General features: G+C 55.2%; 20 protein-coding genes. 17 read left to right on the top strand and 3 right to left on the bottom strand.

The window, feature by feature from the left end; all coding sequences use genetic code 11:
• Positions 1-61 precede the first annotated feature (61 nt).
• Positions 62-424 carry a hypothetical protein gene (locus TU76_RS00360; protein WP_046809573.1) on the top strand — a complete coding sequence of 121 codons (363 nt, stop codon included), beginning with the start codon at positions 62-64 and terminating at the stop codon, positions 422-424.
• A gap of 108 nt (positions 425-532) precedes the next feature.
• On the opposite strand, the gene TU76_RS00355 is transcribed toward TU76_RS00360, so the two are convergent.
• Entirely contained in the window at positions 533-2,083 is a 1,551-nt protein-coding gene (locus TU76_RS00355) for a glycoside hydrolase family 17 protein (protein WP_048350839.1), read from the bottom strand.
• A 290-nt stretch (positions 2,084-2,373) separates the two neighbouring features.
• On the opposite strand from TU76_RS00355, the gene TU76_RS00350 reads away from it, so the two are divergent.
• The 3 genes from TU76_RS00350 to TU76_RS00340 all read left to right on the top strand — a co-directional run bounded on the left by TU76_RS00350 (position 2,374) and on the right by TU76_RS00340 (position 5,421).
• Positions 2,374-3,231, top strand: coding sequence for a glycine betaine ABC transporter substrate-binding protein (locus TU76_RS00350; protein ID WP_048350838.1), 858 nt, complete (start codon positions 2,374-2,376; stop codon positions 3,229-3,231).
• Between the two features lie 223 nt (positions 3,232-3,454).
• The gene (locus tag TU76_RS00345; RefSeq protein ID WP_019828567.1) at positions 3,455-3,766 is read left to right on the top strand and encodes a DUF485 domain-containing protein; all 312 of its coding nucleotides are present in this window, start codon (positions 3,455-3,457) and stop codon (positions 3,764-3,766) included.
• Complete coding sequence (locus TU76_RS00340) at positions 3,763-5,421, top strand: cation acetate symporter (protein ID WP_019828566.1); 1,659 nt, start codon at positions 3,763-3,765, stop codon at positions 5,419-5,421. The genes TU76_RS00345 and TU76_RS00340 overlap by 4 nt, the downstream gene beginning before the upstream one ends.
• Positions 5,422-5,737: 316 nt before the next feature.
• Here TU76_RS00340 and gltA read toward each other — a convergent pair whose 3' ends face one another.
• The gene (gene gltA, locus TU76_RS00335) at positions 5,738-7,027 is read right to left on the bottom strand and encodes a citrate synthase (RefSeq protein ID WP_019828565.1); all 1,290 of its coding nucleotides are present in this window, start codon (positions 7,025-7,027) and stop codon (positions 5,738-5,740) included.
• 350 nt (positions 7,028-7,377) lie between these two features.
• Here gltA and sdhC point away from each other — a divergent pair, with 350 nt between their 5' ends.
• From sdhC to brnQ, 11 genes are all read left to right on the top strand, one after another.
• On the top strand, positions 7,378-7,764 hold the full coding sequence (sdhC, locus tag TU76_RS00330) for a succinate dehydrogenase, cytochrome b556 subunit (RefSeq protein WP_019828563.1): 387 nt from the start codon (positions 7,378-7,380) through the stop codon (positions 7,762-7,764).
• Positions 7,758-8,126: a succinate dehydrogenase, hydrophobic membrane anchor protein gene (gene sdhD / locus TU76_RS00325; RefSeq protein ID WP_003446906.1), complete on the top strand. Its 369-nt coding sequence runs from the start codon at positions 7,758-7,760 to the stop codon at positions 8,124-8,126. Before sdhC ends, sdhD begins: the two co-directional genes overlap by 7 nt.
• A gap of 3 nt (positions 8,127-8,129) precedes the next feature.
• Complete coding sequence (gene sdhA, locus TU76_RS00320; RefSeq protein ID WP_019828561.1) at positions 8,130-9,905, top strand: succinate dehydrogenase flavoprotein subunit; 1,776 nt, start codon at positions 8,130-8,132, stop codon at positions 9,903-9,905.
• A gap of 11 nt (positions 9,906-9,916) precedes the next feature.
• Entirely contained in the window at positions 9,917-10,621 is a 705-nt protein-coding gene (locus tag TU76_RS00315) for a succinate dehydrogenase iron-sulfur subunit (RefSeq protein ID WP_019828559.1), read from the top strand.
• 259 nt (positions 10,622-10,880) lie between these two features.
• Positions 10,881-13,712 (top strand): 2-oxoglutarate dehydrogenase E1 component, encoded by a 2,832-nt coding sequence (locus TU76_RS00310; RefSeq protein ID WP_019828558.1) that lies wholly within the window; start codon positions 10,881-10,883, stop codon positions 13,710-13,712.
• Positions 13,713-13,753: 41 nt separating this feature from the next.
• The gene (odhB, locus tag TU76_RS00305) at positions 13,754-14,974 is read left to right on the top strand and encodes a 2-oxoglutarate dehydrogenase complex dihydrolipoyllysine-residue succinyltransferase (protein ID WP_048350837.1); all 1,221 of its coding nucleotides are present in this window, start codon (positions 13,754-13,756) and stop codon (positions 14,972-14,974) included.
• A 159-nt stretch (positions 14,975-15,133) separates the two neighbouring features.
• Positions 15,134-16,570: a dihydrolipoyl dehydrogenase gene (lpdA, locus tag TU76_RS00300; RefSeq protein ID WP_019828556.1), complete on the top strand. Its 1,437-nt coding sequence runs from the start codon at positions 15,134-15,136 to the stop codon at positions 16,568-16,570.
• A 226-nt stretch (positions 16,571-16,796) separates the two neighbouring features.
• Positions 16,797-17,963, top strand: a complete 1,167-nt coding sequence (gene sucC, locus TU76_RS00295) for an ADP-forming succinate--CoA ligase subunit beta (RefSeq protein WP_019828555.1) — start codon at positions 16,797-16,799, stop codon at positions 17,961-17,963.
• Entirely contained in the window at positions 17,963-18,844 is an 882-nt protein-coding gene (sucD, locus tag TU76_RS00290) for a succinate--CoA ligase subunit alpha (RefSeq protein ID WP_019408932.1), read from the top strand. The genes sucC and sucD overlap by 1 nt, the downstream gene beginning before the upstream one ends.
• Positions 18,845-19,118: 274 nt before the next feature.
• Complete coding sequence (locus TU76_RS00285; protein WP_048654656.1) at positions 19,119-20,018, top strand: zeta toxin family protein; 900 nt, start codon at positions 19,119-19,121, stop codon at positions 20,016-20,018.
• 488 nt (positions 20,019-20,506) lie between these two features.
• The gene (gene brnQ / locus TU76_RS00280) at positions 20,507-21,820 is read left to right on the top strand and encodes a branched-chain amino acid transport system II carrier protein (RefSeq protein WP_019828551.1); all 1,314 of its coding nucleotides are present in this window, start codon (positions 20,507-20,509) and stop codon (positions 21,818-21,820) included.
• Between the two features lie 169 nt (positions 21,821-21,989).
• Here brnQ and TU76_RS00275 read toward each other — a convergent pair whose 3' ends face one another.
• Positions 21,990-22,259: a lipoprotein gene (locus TU76_RS00275; protein WP_019828549.1), complete on the bottom strand. Its 270-nt coding sequence runs from the start codon at positions 22,257-22,259 to the stop codon at positions 21,990-21,992.
• A gap of 233 nt (positions 22,260-22,492) precedes the next feature.
• Here TU76_RS00275 and htpG point away from each other — a divergent pair, with 233 nt between their 5' ends.
• Both htpG and TU76_RS00265 read left to right on the top strand, forming a co-directional pair.
• Entirely contained in the window at positions 22,493-24,397 is a 1,905-nt protein-coding gene (htpG, locus tag TU76_RS00270) for a molecular chaperone HtpG (protein ID WP_046808666.1), read from the top strand.
• Between the two features lie 58 nt (positions 24,398-24,455).
• On the top strand, positions 24,456-25,184 hold the full coding sequence (locus tag TU76_RS00265; protein WP_019828547.1) for a dienelactone hydrolase family protein: 729 nt from the start codon (positions 24,456-24,458) through the stop codon (positions 25,182-25,184).
• Positions 25,185-25,215: the final 31 nt, after the last annotated feature.

The raw sequence follows: 25,215 nt of genomic DNA, 5'->3' as shown, positions 1-25,215 counted from the left end.
AGGCTTGCATAGCCAAGGATGGGGATTAAGCTGAGCGCCGCTTTTGTCTATCGGAGTATTTATGCGACCTCGTTTGCCGTTAATCTTGCTGCTTATCGCCCTGCCTGTCTGGCTGGCAGCCAGTTATGGGTTGCGTTACGGCTTGATGGAAGACCCGCAGTGGGTCGGGACGTGTGTTGCTGAGGCGGTGCGCTGGGAGTGCCAACTGCGCTCAAACCTGGGGTTGTTGATTCATTTCAGGGTGCTGGGTTGGGTTGCGCTGGTGCTGTCGATTATCGCGTTTTGTGTACGTGGGCGCGTCGGCAATGCGCTGGCGGTGCTGGCTTTGTTATTCGGCTTTCCGGCGCTGGCGCTCTACAACGCCAGCCTGGCAGTGTTTGCCGTGGTGATCGCCGGGTTGCGACTGGTGCGTGCAGCGAAGTAAGAAGCCGCAATGTGAGAGCGAACCTGCTCGCGAAGGCATCAGCGCGGTCTGCCTGACAGATCGCATCGCCTGAATCGCGGGCAAGCCCGGCTCCCACAAGGTGGGGCGTTACGCTTTTTGTCGCACGCTACGCCACAACGCAATGACCATCAGTACGCTCACCAATGCCCATGTCCAGGCTTGCTCGTTGTTCAGGCCTTCACGGTACAACTGCAGCGGTATGCCCGCGCCGATGATCAGTGCCAGCAGGCCGAATTCGCGGCGTGGCCCGCGTACAGGGCGCAGCAGGTAAACCAGTGCGGGCAGTATCAGTGCTGCACTCGGGAAGCTGCGATAGCGTGGCTCAAACACCAGTCCCAGCATCATCACAGCACCGGCAAACCCTGCCGCTGCCAACCACCAGCCAGCATGGCGCTCCAGCAAATTAAACAGGCGTTCGCGCCAGCCTTCTTTCTGGCCAAGGGCCAATGCGGCGTGGGCCATTACCATCAGGTTCAGGCCAACCAACAGGCCAGCCCAGGCCCATTCTCCGGCGTAGCGGCTGGTGACAGAGGCCAGCTCGGCCCAAGCCACGATGCTGCAACCCGCCAAGGCGCCGAGTGCTGGCAGCAGCAAGGCTGAGCGTGGCGCGCGAACGCGCCCGCCCATCACCAGCGTGCTCAAGAAAACCAGTACGCTCAACCCCAGCCAGACAGGCCAGTGCGGCAGATTAGACACTGGGCCAGCCAGAATGCCTTTGTCCTGGCGGTCAGCATCAAACAAGCCCCAGTAACCACCAACAGCACCTTCGCTGCCGCGCTTCCAGGGTTGATCGAACGCTTCGATCAGATTGTATTTCCAGCCGTTTTCTTCGGCCTGGGTGACAAAACCGCGAATGAATTTGGCTTCGTTGACCCGGCTAGGCAGGGCGGTTTCGCGTTGGCGGCCTTCGCTGGGCCAGCCGGTCTCGCCGATCAGGATGTCTTTGGGGGCAAACTTGTTACCGAACACCTGGCGAATTTGTGCGACATGGTTCACCGCCTGATCAATGCCTGCTGGGTCATCCTCCCAATAAGGCAGCAGGTGAATGGTCAGAAAGTCCACTGCCGGGGCGATTTCAGGGTGTTGTAGCCAAAATTCCCAAACGTCGGCGTAAGTCACGGGCTGCTTGATCTGGCTTTTTACCGTGTTGATCAGTTTGACCAGTTGCGGTGCGGTGACTTCTTTGCGCAGCAAGGCTTCGTTGCCGACGATGACCGAACTGACCACGTCCGGGTTGGCATTGGCCGAGGCGATCAGGGCGTCGACTTCCTGTGCGGTGGCAACCGGATCGCTGCTGACCCAGGCTCCGATCATCAATTTAAGACCGTGCTTGCGTGCAAGATCTGGCAGGCCTTCAAGGCCGGCCTGCGAATAGGTTCGAATGCACTGGAAGCGGGTGGCCAGCAATGCCAGGTCCGCGTCCATGCGTTCGGCACGAGGTACGAAAGGCTGGTCGAACGGCGATTGGTCCTTGTCGAACGGCGTGTACGACGCGCATTGCAGTTTATGGGTCGGTGTTGCGGCATCGGGCAATATCACCGGTTGGCCAAGGCCATACCAGAAGCCAGCAATGGCAAACACGCCCAGTAAGCAGGCAAGGAGATAAGGCAGCACGGGGAAGCGGGCAGTCGCAGACATGGTCAGGCCGTATGGGAGCAAAGCCGCGCATCTTACCTGCAATTGAGCGGGCCCAGCGCCTCCGTATAATTTTGACATGCAAAGTTCAGGCAGCCATCTGGACAAACTTCGCGGGTATCTAATTGGGTGTGGCCACAATGTCGCTGCTGGTTGTATGGGGGTCGTCGTCAGAGCAGGACGGCAAGCAGTCGAGGTTGATTATCGGGTGCAGGTGACTATGGGGTGTAAGCCTTGTAGGCACGTTGATGTGGTCCGGCACTCGTCGGGCCCGGCACTGTGGGGAATCAAAGATGAAGATGCGACGCCTTTTGAGCGCGGGAGCAACCTTGGTGCTAGCGATGAGTGCAGGGTTGGCATGCGCCGAGAGCAAGCCGACTCTGAATATTGGTTATGTGGATGGCTGGTCCGACAGCGTGGCGACCACTCATGTGGCGGCGCAGGTCATTAAACAGAAGCTGGGTTATGACGTGAAATTGATGCCGGTCGCCACCGGGATCATGTGGCAGGGCGTTGCCACGGGCAAACTGGACGCCATGTTGTCCGCCTGGTTGCCGGTCACTCATGGCGAGTACTGGGCCAAGAACAAGGACAAGGTCGTTGATTACGGGCCGAACTTTAAAGATGCGAAAATTGGCCTCATCGTCCCTGATTATGTGAAAGCCCAGTCCATTGCTGACTTGAAGGGTAGCGACGAATTTAAAAATAAAATTATCGGCATTGATGCCGGGTCGGGAGTGATGCTCAAAACTGATGAGTCCATCAAGGACTACGATCTGAAGGGCTACAAGTTGCAAGCCAGTTCCGGAGCTGCCATGACTTCGGAGTTGGGTCGCGCGTATGCCAAAAAAGAACCCATTGCTGTCACGGGTTGGGTGCCGCACTGGATGTTTGCCAAGTGGAAACTGCGTTTTCTAGAGGATCCTAAAGGCGTGTATGGCGCTGCAGAAACCGTCAATAGCATCGGTAGCAAAGAGTTGAGTAAAAAAGCGCCGGAAGTTGTCGCGTTTCTGGAAAAATTTTCCTGGAACTCAAAAGATGAAATTGGTGAAGTAATGTTGGCAATTCAAGAGGGGGCTAAGCCTGAAGCAGCGGCCAAAGAGTGGGTTGCCAAGCACCCAGAGCGTGTTGCCGAGTGGACCGCTAAATAATCGCGAAGCGTCTAGCTCGCAGCACACAAGACCGCTTGATGTTTTCATCAGGCGGTTTTTGCTTTTTTACAGTTTGATGCTTAGGTGCATCGTCCTTGCAGACTAGGTAACACAAGGGCTGCAGCAGATTTTGGGCTCTACTACTAAAGTCGTCTGGAATTGAATGTGCGGCGCCCTAATAGTGAAAACGTTACATCTCATCTGTGCTGCGAGGACAAAAATAATGAACGACAGCATTTACCTCTCGATTCAAAACAGCCCGCGCTTCAAGGAGCTGGTTAAAAAAAGAGAGCGGTTCGCCTGGATTCTCTCGGCAATCATGCTCGGTCTATATGCCGCCTTTATCCTGTTGATTGCTTATGGGTCACACATCATGGGGGCCAAGTTGAGTCCCGATTCTTCTATTACCTGGGGTATTCCGATTGGTGTGGGGTTGATTCTTTCAGCCTTCGTTCTGACCGGTATCTATGTGCGTCGGGCCAATGGCGAATTCGATGAGTTGAACAATGCAATTCTCAAGGAGGCTGGGCAATGATCGGGCGCCTATTGGCAACACTGGGCGTTGCAGCCCTTGCACCAGCGGTCTTGGCGGCAGAGGCCCTGACTGGCGAAGTGCAGAAACAACCGCTCAATATCTCGGCGATCATCATGTTCGTCGTGTTTGTTGGTGCGACCCTGTGCATTACATATTGGGCCTCAAAGCGTAACAAGTCTGCTGCCGACTACTATGCCGCTGGCGGCAAAATCACTGGCTTCCAGAACGGCCTGGCGATTGCGGGTGACTATATGTCTGCCGCCTCTTTCCTGGGTATTTCCGCGCTGGTTTACACCTCTGGCTACGATGGTCTGATCTATTCGATCGGCTTTCTGGTGGGGTGGCCTATCATCTTGTTCCTGATCGCAGAACGTCTGCGTAACCTGGGCAAGTACACCTTTGCTGACGTTGCCTCGTACCGTTTGGGTCAAACCCAGATCCGCTCGCTGTCGGCGTGCGGTTCGCTGGTAGTGGTGGCGTTCTACCTCATCGCGCAGATGGTAGGTGCTGGCAAGCTGATCCAGCTGCTGTTCGGCCTGGACTACCACGTTGCGGTGATTCTGGTAGGTATTCTGATGTGCATGTACGTGTTGTTCGGCGGCATGCTGGCAACCACGTGGGTACAGATCATCAAAGCGGTGATGTTGTTGTCGGGTGCGACGTTCATGGCCGTGATGGTAATGAAGCACGTTAACTTTGACTTCAATGCGTTGTTTGCCGAAGCAGTGAAAATTCACCCTAAAGGTGAAGCGATCATGAGCCCGGGCGGCCTGGTGAAAGATCCGATTTCGGCCTTCTCTCTTGGTCTGGCGCTGATGTTTGGTACTGCCGGCCTGCCTCATATCTTGATGCGCTTCTTCACCGTGAGCGATGCGAAAGAAGCACGCAAGAGCGTGTTCTACGCAACTGGCTTCATTGGTTACTTCTACATCCTGACTTTCATCATCGGTTTTGGCGCGATCATTCTGGTAAGTACCAACCCTGCCTTCAAAGACGCTGCTGGCGCCTTGCTGGGTGGTAACAACATGGCGGCCGTGCATCTGGCTGATGCGGTTGGCGGCAGTATGTTCCTGGGCTTTATCTCGGCCGTAGCCTTCGCCACTATCCTGGCGGTCGTTGCAGGTCTGACCCTGGCCGGTGCCTCGGCGGTGTCTCATGACCTTTATGCAAGCGTGATCAAGAAGGGCAAGGCCAACGACAAAGATGAGATTCGCGTTTCCAAGATCACGACCATTGCCCTGGCGGTACTGGCGATTGGCTTGGGTATCCTGTTCGAAAGCCAGAACATCGCATTCATGGTGGGCCTGGCGTTCTCCATAGCTGCGAGCTGCAACTTCCCTGTATTGCTGCTTTCCATGTACTGGAAGAATCTGACCACTCGAGGCGCCATGATTGGCGGCTGGATGGGTCTGATCAGCGCGGTTGGCTTGATGATCCTGGGCCCAACCATCTGGGTGCAGATCCTGCATCATGAAAAAGCAATCTTCCCTTACGAGTACCCAGCACTGTTCTCCATGATCATTGCGTTCGCGGGTATCTGGTTCTTCTCTATTACTGATAAGTCCAAGGCAGCAGAGAAAGAGCGTGCGTTGTTCTTCCCGCAGTTTGTGCGTTCGCAGACTGGTTTGGGGGCGAGTGGGGCGGTAGATCACTAATCCGCTGTAAACGTAATGTGTAACCTAATCCCCCTGCCGTGAGGCAGGGGGATTTTTTTTGTGCGCCCTAGCGACAGTGCGTGAAATGCGTAGCAGCTGCCGAAGGAACGAGGCTGCGTCCGGCGACGTAGTCGTCGTAAAATCAGGCGCCCTGGTGTGCCAGATATATTGAGTGCTCAGGTTTCACGACGGCTTCGCCGCCGAACGCAGCCTCGTTCCTTCGATAGCTGCTACAAAATAGGCGTACAAAACAAAAACGGCCTCTATATATAGAGGCCGTTTTGTTTGCAGCTAAGACTATATCGTGGGATATGCCTTACTTGCGGTCTTCCAGGTTGGTCAGGTCACGCTGCTCGTAACCGGTGTACAGCTGGCGCGGACGGCCAATCTTGTACGGGCTGGAGAGCATTTCTTTCCAGTGCGAGATCCAGCCGACTGTACGCGACAGGGCGAAGATCACGGTGAACATGCTGGTTGGAATGCCGATTGCCTTGAGGATGATCCCCGAGTAGAAGTCGACGTTCGGGTACAGCGAGCGCTCGATGAAGTACGGGTCGGTCAGGGCGATCTCTTCCAGGCGCATGGCCAGTTCGAGTTGCGGATCGTTCTGGATGCCCAGTTCCTTAAGCACTTCGTCGCAGGTCTTTTTCATCACGGTGGCGCGTGGGTCGCGGTTTTTGTAAACCCGGTGACCAAAGCCCATCAGTTTGAACGGATCGTTTTTGTCCTTGGCCTTGGCGATGAACGTGTCGATGTTCGAAACATCGCCAATTTCGTCGAGCATGGTCAGCACCGCTTCGTTTGCGCCGCCGTGGGCAGGGCCCCACAGTGCGGCGATACCGGCGGCAATACAGGCGAACGGGTTGGCACCCGAAGAGCCCGCCAGACGCACGGTAGAGGTCGAAGCATTCTGTTCGTGGTCAGCGTGCAGGATAAAGATCTTATCCATTGCCTTGGCCAGTACCGGGCTGATCGGTTTGATCTCGCACGGCGTGTTGAACATCATGTGCAGGAAGTTTTCGGCGTAGGTCAGGTCGTTACGCGGGTACATCATGGGTTGACCCATGGAGTACTTGTAAACCATCGCCGCCAGGGTAGGCATCTTGGCAACCAGACGGATCGCGGAAATTTCGCGATGCTGCGGGTTATTGATGTCCAGGGAGTCGTGGTAGAAGGCCGAGAGGGCGCCGACTACACCGCACATGACCGCCATCGGGTGGGCGTCACGACGGAAGCCGTTGAAGAAAGTCTTCAACTGCTCGTGAACCATTGTGTGGTTCTTCACGGTGCTGACAAATTGAGCCTTCTGCTCTGCGGTCGGCAGTTCGCCGTTCAGCAGCAGGTAAGCGGTCTCAAGGTAGTCAGAGTGTTCAGCCAGCTGTTCAATCGGGTAGCCGCGGTGGAGCAGGATACCGTTGTCACCATCAATATAGGTGATCTTCGACTCGCAAGATGCGGTCGACATGAAGCCAGGGTCAAATGTGAATCGGCCCGTAGCCGTTAGGCCTCGCACATCGATTACATCGGGACCCACGGTGCCAGTTAAAATGGGCAGCTCGACGGGGGCTGCGCCCTCGATGATCAACTGCGCTTTTTTGTCAGCCATGTGGCCTCCTATTTATGCTTGAAATCATCAGACAGACCCCCCACGCAGGGCCCGCACCACTATAGTGAGATAAATTTGAATGTCAATTTGCCTAAAGTCTTGCTGTACAAGGCTTTGGGCAGTCATTTTTCGCGAATATCCCTGCCGTTTACGCCTTTTATAGCCAGAGCGCAATGCGCTATTAGGGGGAGGTCTTTGCGTTGTCATTAGCGACCTAACTGTCTATACTCGGCAGCCGACCGCCAGGGGCTTTTGGGCCTGTTTAGATGGGGGTCGTCACTCCCGGGTGGTGGGTACCTGACCAGTGCGCATCCCAACAAACTTGCCCTGATTGTTAGGGGCTCTTCAGTGTGAAAAAAGCCGTGAATAGCCAACGACCTGTAAACCTAGACCTAAGGACCATCAAACTCCCCATCACCGGCGTTACGTCATTTCTGCACCGTGTATCGGGCATTATTCTTTTTCTCGGCCTGGGCATCATGCTTTATGCATTGAGCAAATCCCTGGGTTCGGAAGAAGGCTATGCCGAGGTGAAGGCATGCTTGACCAGTCCTCTGGCCAAATTCGTTGCGTGGGGCCTGCTCTCTGCCTTGCTGTATCACCTGGTTGCCGGTGTGCGCCACTTGATTATGGACATGGGCATCGGTGAGACGCTTGAAGGCGGCCGACTGGGCTCGAAAATTGTAATCGTCATTTCCGTGGTGATGATTGTTCTGGCGGGAGTTTGGATATGGTAACCAGCGTTACGAACCTGTCGCGTTCGGGCCTCTATGACTGGATGGCACAACGTGTGTCTGCGGTTGTTCTAGCGGCTTATTTCATTTTCCTGATCGGATACCTCGTTGCGAACCCTGGCATTGGCTACGCCCAATGGCATGAGCTGTTCGCAAGCAACTGGATGCGTATCTTCAGCCTGCTGGCCCTTGTTGCTCTGGGCGCACACGCCTGGGTAGGCATGTGGACCATCGCGACCGACTACCTGACGCCAATGGCGCTGGGCAAGTCCGCGACAGCAGTACGTTTCCTCTTCCAGGCAGTCTGCGGCGTTGCAATGTTCGCTTACTTCGTCTGGGGTGTGCAGATTCTTTGGGGTATCTGATTCATGGCTAACACAGTTAATACACTTTCGTTCGACGCCATCATTATTGGCGGCGGCGGTGCTGGCATGCGCGCTGCTCTGCAGCTGGCACAAGGTGGTCACAAGACTGCCGTAATCACCAAGGTTTTCCCGACTCGTTCGCACACCGTATCGGCTCAGGGCGGTATTACCTGCGCGATCGCCTCTGCAGATCCGAACGATGACTGGCGCTGGCACATGTACGATACCGTCAAGGGTTCCGACTACATCGGTGACCAAGACGCTATCGAATACATGTGTTCCGTAGGCCCAGAAGCCGTATACGAACTTGAACACATGGGTATGCCGTTCTCCCGTACCGAACAGGGCCGCATCTACCAGCGTCCGTTCGGCGGTCAGTCCAAGGACTTCGGTAAAGGCGGCCAGGCTGCCCGTACGTGCGCCGCAGCCGACCGTACCGGTCACGCGCTGTTGCACACCCTGTACCAAGCCAACCTGAAGGCCGGCACTGTATTCCTGAACGAATACTACGGTGTCGATCTGGTTAAGAACGAAGCTGGCGACTTTGTCGGCATGATCGTTATCTGCATCGAAACCGGTGAAACTTCGTACGTTCGCGCTAACGCTACTGTATTGGCGACTGGCGGTGCAGGTCGTATCTACTCTTCGACTACCAACGCCCTGATCAACACCGGTGACGGTATTGGCATGGCGCTGCGTGCTGGCGTGCCGGTACAGGACATCGAAATGTGGCAGTTCCACCCAACCGGTATTGCCGGCGCCGGTGTACTGGTTACAGAAGGTTGCCGTGGTGAAGGTGGATACCTGATCAACAAGCACGGCGAGCGTTTCATGGAGCGTTATGCTCCGAACGCCAAAGACCTTGCTGGTCGTGACGTAGTCGCTCGCTCGATGGTTAAAGAAATCATCGCGGGCAACGGTTGCGGTCCTGATGGCGACCACGTAATGCTGAAACTCGATCACTTGGGTGAAGAAGTTCTGCACAGCCGTCTGCCAGGCATCATGGAACTGTCCAAGACTTTCGCTCACGTCGACCCTGCCGTAGCGCCGATTCCGGTAGTGCCTACTTGCCACTATATGATGGGCGGCGTAGCCACCAACATTCATGGCCAGGCGATCACTCAGGACGCCGACGGCGTTGATCAGATCATCCCGGGCTTGTTCGCAGTGGGTGAAGTGGCCTGCGTATCGGTACACGGTGCCAACCGTCTGGGCGGCAACTCGTTGCTCGACCTGGTGGTATTCGGTCGCGCTGCAGGACTGTTCCTTGAACAAACCCTGAAAGAAGGCGTTGATTACGCCCGTCCTCGCCAGTCCGATATCGATGCTGCCCTGGCACGTCTGGATGGCCTGAACTCGCGTAATGATGGCGAAGACGTAGCTACCCTGCGTAAAGAGCTGCAAAGCTGCATGCAGAACTACTTCGGTGTATTCCGTACTGGCGAATACATGCAGAAGGGTATTGCCCAGCTGGCTGATCTGCGCAAGCGCATTGCCAACGTGAAAATCAACGATAAGAGCCAGGCGTTCAACACTGCTCGTATCGAAGCCCTTGAGCTGCAAAACCTGCTCGAAGTGGCTGAAGCGACTGCAATCGCTGCTGAAGTTCGTAAAGAATCGCGCGGTGCACACGCCCGTGAAGATTTCGAAGATCGTGACGACGTTAACTGGCTGTGCCACACCCTGTACTTCCCGGGTGAAAAGCGCGTTGCCAAGCGAGCTGTAAACTTCTCGCCAAAAACCGTCCCGACCTTTGAACCCATGATTCGGACTTACTAAGGGTGGCCGATATGTTGAAAGTCAGTGTTTATCGTTACAACCCTGATCAGGACTCTGCTCCGTTCATGCAGGAATTCGAGGTCAATACCAACGGTAAAGACCTGATGGTGCTGGACGTGCTGGCGCTGGTTAAAGAGCAGGACGAAGGTTTCTCCTATCGTCGCTCTTGCCGTGAGGGCGTTTGTGGCTCCGACGGCATGAACATCAACGGCAAAAATGCTTTGGCGTGTGTAACGCCGCTGTCCGCTGTCGTTAAAGGCAACAAGCTGATTGTTCGTCCATTGCCAGGTTTGCCGGTTATCCGTGACCTGGTCGTCGATATGAGCATCTTCTACAAGCAATACGAGAAAGTTAAGCCGTTCCTGCAGAACGATACTCCGGCTCCGGCCATTGAGCGTCTGCAATCGCCTGAAGAACGTGAAAAGCTCGACGGTCTGTACGAGTGCATCCTGTGCGCTTGCTGCTCCACCTCGTGCCCGTCCTTCTGGTGGAACCCGGACAAGTTCCTGGGCCCTGCTGCACTGTTGCAAGCCTATCGTTTCCTGGCTGACAGCCGTGACACCAAGACCAGTGAGCGTCTGGCTTCACTGGATGACCCGTTCAGCGTATTCCGCTGCCGCGGGATCATGAACTGCGTAAACGTGTGTCCGAAGGGCTTGAACCCGACTAAGGCCATCGGTCACGTGCGTAGCATGCTGCTGCAAAGCGGCGTGTGATCTAAAGCTGTACCGTAGGACCGCTGTAACCGTAAATGCTGCGGCGCAGGCTTCAACCGGCGCCGTAGTTTTAACCTGAGCAACAGCTCAAAAGCTGCGGCTCTTATTTTGAAGAAATGAGACCAGCAGGGGCATCCGGGCTGGTACCCGGACTATCAGCGTGATCCTAAGTGGCTTGTTTTAGTCGCTGTATTCGGACTTTCTCAAGCATGCTCTGGTGTTCTCGTCGATGGTGTCCCCTAACCGAGGGTGACCAAGCATGCAAGAAAGCGTGATGCAGCGCATGTGGAACAGCGGCTATCTTTCAGGTGGTAACGCTGCCTATGTGGAAGAGCTCTATGAGCTCTACCTGCACGACCCTAACGCTGTGCCAGAAGAATGGCGCACCAAATTTCAGACGTTGCCTACTGACGGCAACTCTGCCAACGATGTTTCGCACTCCACAATCCGCGATCATTTCGTGCTGCTGGCAAAGAACCAGCGCCGCGCCCAACCGGTTTCCGCCGGGAGCGTGAGCAGTGAGCACGAGAAGAAGCAGGTTGAAGTGCTGCGATTGATCCAGGCCTATCGGATGCGCGGCCACCAGGCAGCCCAGCTTGATCCGCTGGGGCTGTGGCAGCGTCCTGCACCTGCAGACCTGTCGATCAATCATTACGGCTTGACCAATGCCGATCTTGATACGACCTTCCGTGCCGGCGACCTGTACATCGGCAAAGAGGAAGCGAGCCTACGCGAAATTCTCGAAGCGTTGCAGCAGACATATTGCCGCACCATTGGCGCAGAGTTCACGCACATCGTCGATTCCGAGCAGCGCCACTGGTTTGAGCAGCGCCTCGAAAGCGTACGCGGCCGCCCGACGTATTCGGCTGAAGTTAAAGGCCATCTGCTTGAGCGCGTTACTGCAGCTGAAGGTCTGGAGAAGTACCTGGGTACCAAATACCCGGGCACCAAGCGTTTCGGCCTGGAAGGTGGCGAGAGCCTGATTCCTTTGCTGGACGAGCTGATCCAGCGTTCGGGCAACTACGGCACCAAAGAAATCGTTATCGGCATGGCCCACCGTGGCCGTCTGAACGTATTGGTGAACACCTTCGGTAAAAACCCGCGCGAGTTGTTCGACGAGTTCGAAGGCAAGAAAAAGATCGAGTTGGGTTCCGGTGACGTTAAATATCACCAGGGCTTCTCCTCCAACGTCATGACCGGTGGTGGTGAAGTCCATCTGGCAATGGCGTTTAACCCCTCCCACCTGGAAATCGTTTCTCCAGTGGTTGAAGGGTCCGTACGTGCTCGCCAGGACCGTCGTAACGACAGCACGGGCGAAAAGGTACTGCCAATTTCCATCCACGGTGATGCTGCGTTCGCAGGTCAGGGCGTGGTCATGGAAACCTTCCAGATGTCGCAAACTCGCGGCTTCAAGACGGGCGGCACCATTCATCTGGTCATCAACAACCAGGTGGGTTTCACCATCAGCAATCCGGAAGACTCGCGCTCCACCGAGTACTGCACGGACGTTGCGAAAATGATCCAGGCACCGATCCTCCATGTAAATGGTGATGATCCGGAAGCCGTTCTGTTCGTAACCCAGCTGGCTATCGACTATCGCATGCAGTTCAAGCGTGATGTCGTGATCGACCTGTTCTGCTACCGCCGTCGCGGTCACAACGAGGCCGACGAGCCAAACGGTACTCAGCCGCTGATGTATCAGCAGATCGCCAAACAGCGCACTACCCGTGAACTGTATGCCGAACGTCTGACGCAAGAAAAAGTGGTAGACGCAGAACGCGTTCAGGCCAAGATCGACGAATACCGCAACGCGCTGGACAACGGTCTGCATGTTGTGAAAAGTCTGGTCAAAGAGCCAAACAAAGAGCTGTTCGTAGACTGGCGCCCATACCTGGGTCACGCCTGGACTGCACGTCACGACACGCGCTTCGATCTCAAGACCCTGCAAGAGCTGTCTGCCAAGCTGCTGGAAATTCCGGAAGGCTTCGTGGTTCAGCGTCAGGTTGCGAAGATCTACGAAGATCGTCAAAAAATGCAAGCCGGCGGCCTGCCTATCAACTGGGGTTATGCCGAAACAATGGCATACGCAACCCTGCAGTTCGAAGGTCACCCGATTCGCATGACGGGTCAGGACATTGGCCGCGGTACGTTCTCGCACCGTCACGCCGTGTTGCACAACCAGAAAGATGCTGGCACCTACATTCCTCTGAAGCACCTGTTTGAAGGTCAGCCACGCTTTGACCTGTACGACTCGTTGCTGTCCGAAGAAGCCGTGTTGGCCTTCGAATATGGTTACTCGACCACCACGCCTAACGCGTTGGTGATCTGGGAAGCCCAGTTCGGCGACTTCGCCAACGGCGCCCAGGTTGTAATCGACCAGTTCATCACCAGTGGCGAGCACAAGTGGGGCCGTTTGTGCGGTCTGACCATGCTGCTGCCACACGGTTATGAAGGTCAGGGCCCGGAGCACTCCTCCGCACGTCTTGAGCGTTACCTGCAGCTGTGCGCCGAGCACAACATTCAGGTGTGCGTGCCGACGACTCCAGCGCAGATTTATCACCTGCTGCGTCGTCAGGTCATCCGTCCGCTGCGCAAGCCGCTGATCGTCCTGACACCGAAGTCGTTGCTGCGTCACAAATTGGCAATCTCGACCCTGGAAGATCTGGCCGAAGGTTCGTTCCAGACCGTTATTCCAGAAATCGATGCACAAGACCCGGCGAAAGTCGGTCGCATCGTGCTGTGTAGCGGCAAGGTCTACTACGACCTGCTGGAAAAACGCCGTGCCGAAGGTCGTGATGACATCGCCATCGTGCGTCTTGAGCAGCTGTACCCGTTCCCTGAGGACGACTTGATTGAAGTCCTGGCTCCATACAAAAACGCCAAACATATTGTCTGGTGTCAGGAAGAGCCGATGAACCAGGGTGCCTGGTACTGCAGCCAGCACCACATGCGCCGCATCATCAGCGGTCACGACAAATCTCTCGTACTTGAGTACGCGGGCCGTGACGCTTCTGCTGCACCTGCTTGTGGTTACGCATCGATGCACGCTGAGCAACAGGCAAAACTGTTGCAAGACGCGTTCACTGTTTAACGCCTTCGCGCACTGAAACCGAATTTAAGGAACCAAAGAACATGGCTATCGAGATCAAAGCCCCAACATTTCCGGAATCGGTTGCCGATGGCACCGTTGCCACCTGGCACAAACAACCGGGCGACGCTGTAAAGCGCGACGACCTGATTGTTGATATCGAAACCGACAAGGTTGTGCTGGAAGTACTGGCTACAGCTGACGGCGTTCTGGGCGCTATCGTCAAGAACGAAGGCGACACCGTTCTTTCCGATGAAGTTCTGGGCTCCATCGTTGAAGGCGGCGTTGCTGCTGCCCCAGCCGCTGCTGCACCGGCCGCTCAGGCTGCTGCTCCAGCTGGCGAAGGCGAAGACGATCCGGTTGCAGCTCCTGCTGCTCGCAAGATCGCTGAAGAAAACGGTATCAACATCGCTTCCGTTGCCGGTACAGGCAAAGGCGGTCGTGTGACCAAGGAAGACGTCGTTGCCGCTGTTGCTGCTAAAAAGGCTGCTCCTGCTCCTGCTGCTGCGCCTGCAAAGGCTGCTGCTCCTGCCGCTGCTGCTCCGGTATTCGCTGCTGGCGACCGCGTAGAAAAACGCGTTCCGATGACCCGCGTTCGTGCCACCGTGGCCAAGCGTCTGGTTGAAGCTCAATCGAACATGGCGATGCTGACCACTTTCAACGAAGTGGACATGACTGAAATCATGGCATTGCGTTCGAAGTACAAGGACCTGTTCGAGAAGTCGCACAACGGCGTACGTCTGGGCTTCATGTCGTTCTTCGTCAAGGCTGCTACCGAAGCGCTGAAACGCTTCCCGGCAGTTAACGCTTCGATCGACGGTTCCGACATCGTTTACCACGGCTTCGCCGACATCGGTGTTGCTGTTTCTAGCGACCGTGGTCTGGTGGTTCCGGTTCTGCGTAACGCCGAACTGATGAGCCTGGCTGAAATCGAAGGCGGCATCGCTGCTTACGGTAAAAAAGCCCGTGACGGCAAACTGTCCATCGACGAAATGACGGGTGGTACGTTCACAATCACTAACGGTGGTACTTTCGGTTCGATGATGTCGACCCCGATCGTTAACCCGCCGCAAGCCGCGATTCTGGGCATGCACAACATCCTTCAGCGTCCAATGGCAATCAACGGTCAGGTCGTAATCCGCCCGATGATGTATTTGGCTCTGTCTTACGATCACCGCTTGATCGACGGCAAAGAAGCTGTAAGTTTCCTGGTAGCAATCAAAAACCTGCTGGAAGACCCAGCTCGCCTGCTGCTGGATATCTGATAGAAGCAGCTGCGAGTTTCAGGCCGCGCGTTAAAGCAACCGGCTTGAGGCTCGTATCATAGGAAACAGCTATGAGCTGCAAGTGTGAAGCTGCAAGCAATTGTGGTTTGGCCTTGTAGCTTGCAGCTTGAAGCTTGTAGCTAAAGAGGACTTTTTTACATGTCTCAGAAATTTGACGTTGTAGTGATTGGTGCGGGCCCTGGCGGCTACGTTGCTGCCATCAAGGCTGCTCAACTGGGCCTATCGACTGCTTGCATCGAAAAATACACCGACAAGGAAGGCAAACTGGCGCTGGGCGGCACTTGCCTGAACGTTGGCTGCATTCCATCCAAGGCGCTGCTGGACAGCTCCTGGAAGTATCACGAAGCCAAGGATGCATTTGCTATCCACGGCATCACCACCGGTGAAGTGAAGATGGACGTTGCTGCGATGGTTGGCCGTAAAGCCAACATCGTTAAAGGTCTGACTTCCGGCGTTGCGACCCTGTTCAAGGCTAACGGCGTTACTTCCCTGCAAGGCCACGGCAAACTGCTGGCCGGCAAGCGAGTTGAACTGACCAAGCCAGACGGCACCGTCGAAATCATCGAAGCCGAGAACGTGATTCTGGCTTCGGGCTCGCGCCCAATCGACATTCCACCTGCTCCAGTTGATAACAACGTCATCGTTGATTCGACCGGCGCACTGGAATTCCAGTCCGTACCCAAGCGTCTGGGCGTTATCGGCGCTGGCGTTATCGGTCTGGAACTGGGTTCGGTATGGTCCCGTCTGGGTGCTGAAGTAACTGTCCTGGAAGCCCTGGACACGTTCCTGATGGCTGCAGACGCTGCCGTATCCAAAGAAGCCTACAAAACCCTGACCAAACAAGGTCTGGACATCAAGCTGGGCGCTCGCGTTACAGGTTCCAAGGTTAACGGCGAAGAAGTCGTTGTGACCTACACCGACGCCAACGGCGAACAGACCATCACGTTTGACAAGCTGATCGTAGCCGTTGGTCGCCGTCCGGTGACTACCGAGCTGTTGGCAGCTGACAGCGGCGTGACCATCGACGAGCGCGGTTTCGTGTTTGTTGACGATCATTGCGCGACCAGCGTACCGGGCGTATTCGCCATTGGTGACGTGGTACGTGGCATGATGCTGGCTCACAAGGCTTCGGAAGAAGGCATCATGGTTGTTGAGCGCATCAAAGGTCACAAGACCGAGATGAACTACGACCTGATTCCATCGGTTATTTACACTCACCCGGAGATCGCGTGGGTCGGTAAAACCGAACAGGCCTTGAAAGCTGAAGGCGTTGAAGTTAACGTCGGCACCTTCCCGTTCGCAGCCAGTGGCCGTGCCATGGCAGCAAACGATACCGGTGGCTTTGTTAAAGTCATTGCTGATGCCAAAACTGACCGCGTACTGGGCGTCCACGTGATTGGCCCGAGCGCAGCAGAGCTGGTACAGCAGGGCGCGATCGGTATGGAATTCGGCACCAGCGCTGAAGATCTGGGCATGATGGTTTTCTCCCATCCAACCCTGTCTGAAGCCTTGCACGAAGCAGCACTGGCAGTGAATGGCGGCGCCATCCACATTGCCAACCGCAAAAAACGTTAATACCAGACAATAAGAAACCACGGCGGTTTGCCCGTCGTGAGCCTTGCTAGCAAGCCTCACCGCGGAACTTCCGCCGGACGCAGTCTTGTCTTGTTTTACTCGGGGCCGACTCCGCTTACGCGGATGTCGGGCTTGAACAGGCAGCACAAGCAGCAGTCACAGGTGGTGCGGCACTAATAAAAGTGCAGCGCCGAATGCGCAGTACCTAACGAAGACGGTAAAAAGCATGAATCTTCACGAGTATCAGGGTAAGCAGCTGTTCGCTGAATACGGCCTGCCAGTATCCAAGGGTTATGCAGTAGACACCCCGGAAGCAGCCGCAGAAGCTTGCGACAAAATCGGCGGGACCGAGTGGGTTGTTAAAGCCCAGGTTCACGCAGGTGGTCGCGGTAAAGCGGGCGGCGTTAAGCTGGTTCGCAGCAAAGAAGACGCTAAAGCATTCGCACAACAGTGGTTGGGCAAGCGTCTGGTGACTTACCAGACTGATGCCAATGGTCAGCCGGTCACCAAGATCCTGGTTGAATCGTGCACTGATATCGCTAAAGAGCTGTACCTGGGCGCTGTCGTTGACCGTTCCAGCCGTCGTATCGTGTTCATGGCTTCCACCGAAGGTGGCGTGGACATCGAGAAGATCGCTCACGACACTCCAGAAAAAATTCTGAAAGCTACTATCGATCCACTGGTTGGCGCTCAGCCATTCCAGGGTCGCGAGTTGGCTTTCCAGCTGGGTCTGGAAGGCAAGCAAGTCACTCAGTTCGCCAAGATCTTCGTAGGTCTGGCCAAACTGTTCAAGGATCACGACCTGGCTCTGCTGGAAGTGAACCCGCTGGTTATCAAGACTGACGGCGATCTGCACTGCCTCGATGCAAAAATCAACATCGACGCAAACGCCATGTACCGTCAGGCCAAGCTGAAAACTTTCCACGATCCGTCGCAAGACGATCCGCGCGAAGCGCACGCTGCCAAGTTCGAACTGAACTACGTAGCACTGGAAGGCAACATCGGCTGCATGGTAAACGGCGCTGGTCTGGCGATGGGCACCATGGACATCGTTAACCTGCATGGCGGCAAGCCAGCCAACTTCCTCGACGTTGGCGGCGGTGCTACCAAAGAACGCGTTACCGAAGCGTTCAAGATCATCCTGTCCGACAGCAATGTCGCTGCAGTACTGGTCAACATCTTCGGCGGCATCGTTCGTTGCGACATGATTGCCGAAGGCATCATCGGTGCAGTGAAAGAAGTCGGCGTGAAAATCCCGGTGGTTGTTCGCCTTGAAGGCAACAACGCTGAACTGGGCGCTAAAGTACTGGCAGAAAGCGGCTTGAACATCATCGCTGCTACCAGCTTGACCGACGCTGCTCAACAAGTTGTTAAAGCTGCGGAGGGCAAGTAATGAGCGTCCTGATCAATAAAGACACCAAAGTTATCTGCCAAGGCATCACTGGTTCGCAGGGTAGTTTCCACACCCAGCAAGCCATCGAATACGGCACCAAGATGGTCGGTGGCGTTACTCCGGGCAAAGGCGGCACCACTCACCTGGACCTGCCTGTTTTCAACACCGTGAAAGAAGCTGTAGCTGCCACTGGCGCAACTGCCAGCGTTATCTACGTACCGGCTCCTTTCTGCAAGGACTCCATCCTTGAAGCAGCGTTCGGCGGCATCAAGCTGATCGTTTGCATCACTGAAGGCATTCCTACCCTGGACATGCTGGACGCTAAGGTTAAGTGCGACGAGCTGGGTGTTACCCTGATCGGCCCTAACTGCCCAGGCGTTATCACTCCAGGCGAATGCAAGATCGGCATCATGCCAGGTCACATTCACTTGCCAGGCAAAGTAGGCATCGTGTCGCGTTCCGGCACCCTGACTTACGAAGCGGTCAAGCAAACTACTGACGCCGGTTTCGGTCAGTCGACTTGCGTAGGCATCGGTGGTGACCCGATCCCTGGTTCCAACTTCATCGACATCCTGAAGCTGTTCCAGGAAGACCCGAAGACCGAAGCTATCGTAATGATCGGTGAGATCGGCGGTTCGGCTGAAGAAGAAGCGGCTGCCTACATCAAGGCACACGTGACCAAGCCAGTTGTTTCCTACATCGCTGGTGTGACTGCCCCTGCTGGCAAGCGCATGGGCCATGCTGGCGCAATCATCTCTGGCGGCAAGGGCACTGCAGACGAGAAGTTTGCTGCTCTGGAAGACGCAGGCGTTAAAACCGTGCGTTCGCTGGCAGACATCGGCAAGGCTCTGTCCGAGCTGACTGGCTGGGCAATCAAATAAGCCACGCGCTTAGTTGATAGCTACACCAGACAAAGGCCACCTTCGGGTGGCCTTTGTGCGTTTGGTGTTTCGGTACTAAACAAATATATAGGCGTTACACGTCGAAGAAATTAACTGGAAAGTTGGGCGCTGCCCTCTAGGTTTACCTTCGAAATAAACCTTATGCGAGAGGATGTTACTGACATATCCAAATGTATATTGGAGGTGCCCGTTTCTTGACTGGTTATTTGTGCAGAATGAAAATATTAACTTCTCAACCAGTGGAGGTTAAACAATGAAGGGTATTTCTCCAGGTCTGGCCAGCGTGCAAAGGTCCGCCAGTTTTCATGAGCTTCGACACATTCAAGTTTCTTCAGATCCCAGACAAGTAGGGTCATTGGGTAGTGAGGAAAAACTCAAACTATTGCAGGTCGTTATAAAAGAATTAGCGGCTGCTGCAACTTCACAAAAAAATCCTGCTTCCCATATTGTTACCGGCCAAATGGGCGCTGGAAAATCAACGGCGATAAACAGTATTTCAGCACAGTTCAAAGGTAACTGTGTGATCGTCGATTACGATGATCTGAAGCGTTTTGTCCCTGGCTACACTGAGGCGGCACGGGAGGGTTACCCTGGCACTGTGCCCGGCAGCAAGGAGATAGCGCGTTATCTGGAGGAGGGTCTGCAAAAGCATGGGCTCGAAAACAGGCTTAACATGGTCATCCAGAAATCCATCAATAGTAGAAATCATGAAGTGCTGGCCGCAGCCAAAGCGTGCAAAGAGCATGGTTACCGTGTATCGCTCAACATCCTGGCAGTTGATAAGGCCACTAGTACGATGGGCGTCTTCTCACGGTATGAGTCTGGTTTGAAAGATATCAATGAAGGAAAAGACTTGCGGGACGGTGCCAGAAGAACACCAATGGACTATCACGAAGATGCGTATGTCAGTACCTCGAACCCCGAACAATACGAAAGCCTTGTGCCTGAACTGGATGAAGTTGTAGTGAGCGGCAGGGCGGGTGAGATTTATTATCATGGAGCGACAGATATATCACCTGACAAAATTGTCGCGGCTATTGAACAGGGAAGGGAAAGTGGGAAGTTCGAGCCTGTTCCATTATTCGAGAAGCTGTCGTCACTTGTTTCGTTTAATGCGCAGTTCGCCAATCCAGAGCTAAGAGACAAAAAATAACTGATGGGCCATCGTCTGTCAGATACAAAACCCGCTTGACTGCGACACTGCTCAAGTGTGGGGGCGGGCTTGCTCGCGATGGCTTCAGAGCGGCGTATTTATTCGGTAAATATCGGGCATCGTTAAAGACCATCGCGAGCAAGCCCGCTCCCACAGAGGCAAAAATCACTTAAGTGAACAACATTGCACCTTCGGGTGGCCTTCGTGCCTACCCCATCGCGGCAGCACCAACGCTGCAAAACCACACCAAATCAATTTTCGATGTCATCCAGGCGACAACTGCGTTCGTTCATCGGACAGTCCGCCCTCTAACAGTGCGTTGTAGGAAAAAAATCGGTAATCTTGCCGCCATTCTGCATTTCTGCGTGTGCATCCCAAAAGGAAGCCGCGCGCTAGACGGGTCGGACTTATACAGACCGACAGCATTTCCCACATCCGCACGGGAAATTCCCCTCTAAATTCCGATTCAGTAGTGTGGTATTTCCGTAATGAAAGTATTGAAAGGCCAGGACATCCTGGCACTTGGGTTTATGACTTTTGCCCTGTTCGTTGGGGCTGGCAACATCATTTTCCCGCCAATTGTTGGCCTGCAGGCTGGACCGAATGTCTGGATGGCCGCATTGGGCTTCCTGATCACCGCAGTCGGTTTGCCGGTGGTCACTGTGATTGCGCTGGCCAAAGTTGGCGGCGGAATGGACGCACTGAGCAGCCCGATCGGTAAAATCGCGGGTGGCTTGCTGGCGGCTGTGGCCTATCTGGCTGTAGGCCCGCTGTTCGCGACCCCGCGTACCGCCACCGTCTCTTTTGAGGTCGGTCTGGCGCCGTTGACTGGCGAAAGCCCGCTGGCGCTGTTCTTGTACAGCTCGGTGTACTTCCTGATTGTGTTCTTCGTTTCTCTGTATCCAGGCCGTCTGCTGGACACGGTAGGGCGCTTCCTTGCTCCATTGAAAATCATTGCCCTGGCTATTCTCGGCATTGCCGCCGTGGCCTTGCCTGCGGGTGATGTTGGCGTTGCGACTCCAGAGTACGTGGCGGCACCTTTCTCTCAAGGGTTCATCAATGGTTACCTGACCATGGATACCCTGGGTGCACTGGTTTTCGGCATTGTGATCGTGAATGCCATTCGCTCCCGTGGGGTTGAGTCGCCGAAGCTGATTACCCGTTACGCAATCATTGCCGGTCTGATCGCCGGTGTTGGCCTTGCGCTGGTGTATATCAGCCTGTTCCGCTTGGGTGCGGGCAGCCACGAAGTGGCGGCGGGTGCAACCAATGGCGCGGCAGTATTGCACGCCTACGTACAGCACACGTTTGGCTCCCTGGGCAGCGGCTTCCTGGCTGTATTGATTGCCCTGGCATGCCTGGTAACGGCCGTGGGCCTGACATGTGCCTGCGCTGAATACTTCAGCACTGTCTTGCCTCTGTCTTACAAGACGCTGGTGATTATCCTTGCGGTGTTCTCGCTGGCCGTGTCGAACCTTGGTCTGACGCAGTTGATCGCCTTCTCCATCCCGCTGCTGACGGCGATTTACCCGCCGTGCATCGTGCTGGTGGCGTTGAGCTTCTGCAAAGGCCTGTGGCATGCCCAGGCGCGGATCGTGGGTCCGGTCATGCTGGTGTCATTCATCTTCGGTTCGATCGATGCGCTCAAAGGGGCGGGCCTGGCTGGCTGGATTCCGAGCCAACTGGCGAATATGCCATTCAGCGACCAGGGTTTGGCGTGGCTGGTACCATGCCTCGTGACCTTGGTGGGTGCATTTATTTGCGACCGTCTGCTGGGCAAGCGTGCAGAAGCACTCGCGTAATTATTCAGTTCGCCAAAAGCGTATCTGAATAGATAAAAAAGCCCTGCATCTTATGGATGCAGGGCTTTTTTTATGGCGGTGTGTTCGGGCGCTCGATCGACAAAGGTTAATGCCAGACATAACAAAGCCCGCACTTGGCGGGCTTTGTTTTACCTCACAAAAAGCCGTATTACTTGCTTTCTGGAGTTGCCACTGGAGCAGCAGGAGTAGCAGGAGCGGCTTCTTCAGCGGCGGCTTTGTTGGACTCGGCCTGAGCTTTGGCAGCTTCGGCGTTTTCTTTCGCCGCGTCGTTCACTTTGTCCTGAGCTTCAGACATTTTTTCTTGAGCTTGCTCAGCGTGCTGAGTGGCGTCCTGGGCTTTATCTTCGGACTTCTTGTCGCACGCAGCCAGACCAAGGGTGGCAGCCAGCATCAAGGCAACAGCAAAAGTATTACGCATGGGGTGTTTCTCCTTATGAGTAGATCTACGGGGCGTTTGAGCATAGGCAGATAGCTTAAGTTCCATGCTTTTCGACATATATAAGTAAAGCATCAGGGGCAGAAACGATTGGTAAAAAACGGATGCCATTCCATCAGGCCTTGAAATTTGAACCTTAGCCCCCAACTTTCATGACATCCCGCCGCCAACCCACTAGGGCGTGGCTCATGCCATCCAATCGGAGTTTGATAACAATGAGCGTGGAAACTCAAAAAGAAACCCTGGGCTTCCAGACCGAGGTCAAGCAACTGCTGCACCTCATGATCCATTCGCTGTACTCCAACAAGGAAATCTTCCTTCGCGAATTGATCTCGAACGCCTCTGATGCTGTCGACAAATTACGTTTTGAAGCACTGTCCAAGCCAGAACTGCTGGAGGGCGGTGCCGACCTTAAAATCCGTGTGAGCTTCGACAAGGACGCTAACACCGTCACTCTCGAAGACAACGGTATTGGTATGAACCGCGATGACGTGATCACCCACCTGGGTACGATTGCGAAATCCGGTACTGCTGACTTCATGAAAAACCTGACAGGTGACCAGAAGAAAGACTCGCACCTGATCGGTCAGTTCGGCGTGGGCTTTTACTCTGCCTTCATCGTCGCCGACAAGGTTGATGTCTACAGCCGTCGCGCCGGGACTCCTGCAAGCGAAGGCGTGCACTGGTCCTCCAAGGGCGAAGGCGATTTTGAAGTTGCCACCGTCGAAAAAGCCGATCGCGGCACCAAGATTGTTCTGCACCTGAAGTCCGGCGAATCCGAGTTCGCTGACGGCTGGCGCCTGCGCAACATCATCAAGAAGTACTCCGACCATATCGCCTTGCCGATCGAGCTGCCTAAAGAGCAACCCGTTGCCGAAGGCGAAGAAGCACCTGCGTTGGAATGGGAAACCGTTAACCGCGCAAGCGCCCTGTGGACTCGTCCTCGTACTGAAGTCAAAGACGAGGAATACCAGGAGTTCTACAAGCACATTGCACACGACTACGAGAACCCGCTGGCCTGGAGCCACAACAAGGTTGAAGGCAAGCTGGAATACAGCTCACTGCTCTACGTGCCGGCCCGTGCTCCATTCGATCTGTACCAGCGTGAAGCCCCTAAAGGCCTGAAGCTCTATGTACAGCGCGTATTCGTCATGGATCAGGCCGAATCGTTCCTGCCGTTGTACCTGCGCTTTATCAAGGGCGTGATCGACTCCAACGACCTGTCGTTGAACGTGTCGCGGGAAATCCTGCAAAAAGACCCGATCATCGACTCGATGAAGACCGCGCTGACCAAGCGTGTGCTCGACATGCTGGAAAAACTGGCGAAGAACGAGCCTGAGAAATACCAGGGCTTCTGGAAAAACTTCGGCCAGGTCATGAAAGAAGGCCCGGCTGAAGACTTCGCCAACAAGGAAAAAATCGCCGGCCTGCTGCGTTTTGCTTCGACCCACGGTGACGATGGTGAGCAAAACGTGTCTCTGGTCGACTACCTGGCACGTGCCAAAGAAGGTCAGGACAAGATTTACTACCTGACCGGCGAAACTTACGCACAGGTCAAGAACAGCCCGCACCTCGAAGTCTTCCGCAAAAAAGGCATCGAAGTCCTGCTGCTGACCGACCGTATCGACGAGTGGCTCATGAGCTACCTCAGCGATTTCGACGGCAAGAGCTTTGTTGACGTGGCACGTGGCGACCTCGATCTGGGCAACCTGGACTCCGAAGAGGACAAGAAAGCTGCAGAGGAAGTGGCCAAGGCCAAAGAAGGTCTGGTTGAACGCATCAAGGCAGCCTTGGGCGAAAGCGTCAGCGAAGTGCGTGTATCGCACCGTCTGACCGACTCCCCAGCAATTCTGGCCATCGGCGAGCAGGACCTGGGCATGCAAATGCGTCAGATCCTGGAAGCTAGCGGTCAGAAAGTGCCTGAGTCCAAGCCAATCTTTGAGTTCAACCCGGCTCACCCGCTGATCGAGAAACTCGATGCAGAGCAGAGCGAAGAGCGTTTTGGTGACCTGTCGCACATCCTCTTCGACCAGGCCGCACTGGCAGCCGGTGACAGCTTGAAAGACCCTGCGGCTTATGTCCGTCGGCTTAACAAATTGTTAGTAGAGTTGTCGGTCTAACCGCGCTATAAAAACCCGCTTCGGCGGGTTTTTTTTGTTTTGAATTCAGGAGTTTTTAATGAAATCAATTACGGTCAGTTCAGTGGCCTATCAAATCGACGGCCAAGCTTACGAAGGCCGCCTCGCGTTTGACCCGAGCCGAGAAGACCCTTTGCCGGGTTTGCTGATGGCGCCCAACTGGATGGGCATCAGCGCGGCTGCCGAAGAGATTGCCAAGTCGGTTGCAGAGCAGGGCTACGTGGTACTGATTGCTGACTTGTACGGTCAGGCCATCCGCCCGGGCGATGCCGACGAGGCGGGCGCTGCAATGATGCCGCTCAAGAATGACCGCGCCCTGTTGCGCAAGCGGATGTGGGCAGCGTATGACGCGCTGAAAAATCAGGGCCTGGCCCAGGTCGACAGCAGCAAGCTGGCGACCTTTGGCTTCTGCTTTGGCGGTTGCTGCTCGCTTGAGCTGGCGCGCAGTGGTGCACCACTGCTAGCCGCCGTGTCCTTCCACGGCAACCTCGACACCCCAAATCCTATCGATGCACAGAGCATCAAGGGCTCGGTGCTGGTGTTGCACGGCGCTTCTGATCCCTTGGTGCCAAACGAACAGCTACCGGTTTTTGCGGCCGAGATGAATGCGGCGAGCGTGGACTGGCAATTGACCAGCTATGGCGGCGCGGTGCATTCCTTCACCGACCCGCATGCCAATGTGCCGGGCAAGATGATGTACGACGCCAAAACCTCCAGCCGTGCGTTTACCGCCATGCACAACTTGCTGGATGAAGTGTTTCGCGATTAATCGCAATCACCCAGTCTGCGGGAGCGGGCTT

Origin of the sequence: Pseudomonas psychrophila, from assembly GCF_001043005.1 — a bacterium.
GTDB classification, from domain to species: Bacteria; Pseudomonadota; Gammaproteobacteria; order Pseudomonadales; family Pseudomonadaceae; genus Aquipseudomonas; species Aquipseudomonas psychrophila.
The sequence above is the reverse complement of the archived record's forward strand: the minus strand, read 5'-3'. Positions and strand labels throughout refer to the sequence as shown.

What these genes read in the sequence shown, in the direction of transcription:
- TU76_RS00360 (WP_046809573.1), top strand. Translation starts at nt 62, where the DNA reads ATGCGACCTCGTTTGCCGTTAATCTTGCTGCTTATCGCCCTGCCTGTC.
- TU76_RS00355 (WP_048350839.1), bottom strand. Translation starts at nt 2,083, where the DNA reads ATGTCTGCGACTGCCCGCTTCCCCGTGCTGCCTTATCTCCTTGCCTGC.
- TU76_RS00350 (WP_048350838.1), top strand. Translation starts at nt 2,374, where the DNA reads ATGAAGATGCGACGCCTTTTGAGCGCGGGAGCAACCTTGGTGCTAGCG.
- TU76_RS00345 (WP_019828567.1), top strand. Translation starts at nt 3,455, where the DNA reads ATGAACGACAGCATTTACCTCTCGATTCAAAACAGCCCGCGCTTCAAG.
- TU76_RS00340 (WP_019828566.1), top strand. Translation starts at nt 3,763, where the DNA reads ATGATCGGGCGCCTATTGGCAACACTGGGCGTTGCAGCCCTTGCACCA.
- gltA (WP_019828565.1), bottom strand. Translation starts at nt 7,027, where the DNA reads ATGGCTGACAAAAAAGCGCAGTTGATCATCGAGGGCGCAGCCCCCGTC.
- sdhD (WP_003446906.1), top strand. Translation starts at nt 7,758, where the DNA reads ATGGTAACCAGCGTTACGAACCTGTCGCGTTCGGGCCTCTATGACTGG.
- sdhA (WP_019828561.1), top strand. Translation starts at nt 8,130, where the DNA reads ATGGCTAACACAGTTAATACACTTTCGTTCGACGCCATCATTATTGGC.
- TU76_RS00315 (WP_019828559.1), top strand. Translation starts at nt 9,917, where the DNA reads ATGTTGAAAGTCAGTGTTTATCGTTACAACCCTGATCAGGACTCTGCT.
- TU76_RS00310 (WP_019828558.1), top strand. Translation starts at nt 10,881, where the DNA reads ATGCAAGAAAGCGTGATGCAGCGCATGTGGAACAGCGGCTATCTTTCA.
- odhB (WP_048350837.1), top strand. Translation starts at nt 13,754, where the DNA reads ATGGCTATCGAGATCAAAGCCCCAACATTTCCGGAATCGGTTGCCGAT.
- lpdA (WP_019828556.1), top strand. Translation starts at nt 15,134, where the DNA reads ATGTCTCAGAAATTTGACGTTGTAGTGATTGGTGCGGGCCCTGGCGGC.
- sucC (WP_019828555.1), top strand. Translation starts at nt 16,797, where the DNA reads ATGAATCTTCACGAGTATCAGGGTAAGCAGCTGTTCGCTGAATACGGC.
- sucD (WP_019408932.1), top strand. Translation starts at nt 17,963, where the DNA reads ATGAGCGTCCTGATCAATAAAGACACCAAAGTTATCTGCCAAGGCATC.
- TU76_RS00285 (WP_048654656.1), top strand. Translation starts at nt 19,119, where the DNA reads ATGAAGGGTATTTCTCCAGGTCTGGCCAGCGTGCAAAGGTCCGCCAGT.
- brnQ (WP_019828551.1), top strand. Translation starts at nt 20,507, where the DNA reads ATGAAAGTATTGAAAGGCCAGGACATCCTGGCACTTGGGTTTATGACT.
- TU76_RS00275 (WP_019828549.1), bottom strand. Translation starts at nt 22,259, where the DNA reads ATGCGTAATACTTTTGCTGTTGCCTTGATGCTGGCTGCCACCCTTGGT.
- htpG (WP_046808666.1), top strand. Translation starts at nt 22,493, where the DNA reads ATGAGCGTGGAAACTCAAAAAGAAACCCTGGGCTTCCAGACCGAGGTC.
- TU76_RS00265 (WP_019828547.1), top strand. Translation starts at nt 24,456, where the DNA reads ATGAAATCAATTACGGTCAGTTCAGTGGCCTATCAAATCGACGGCCAA.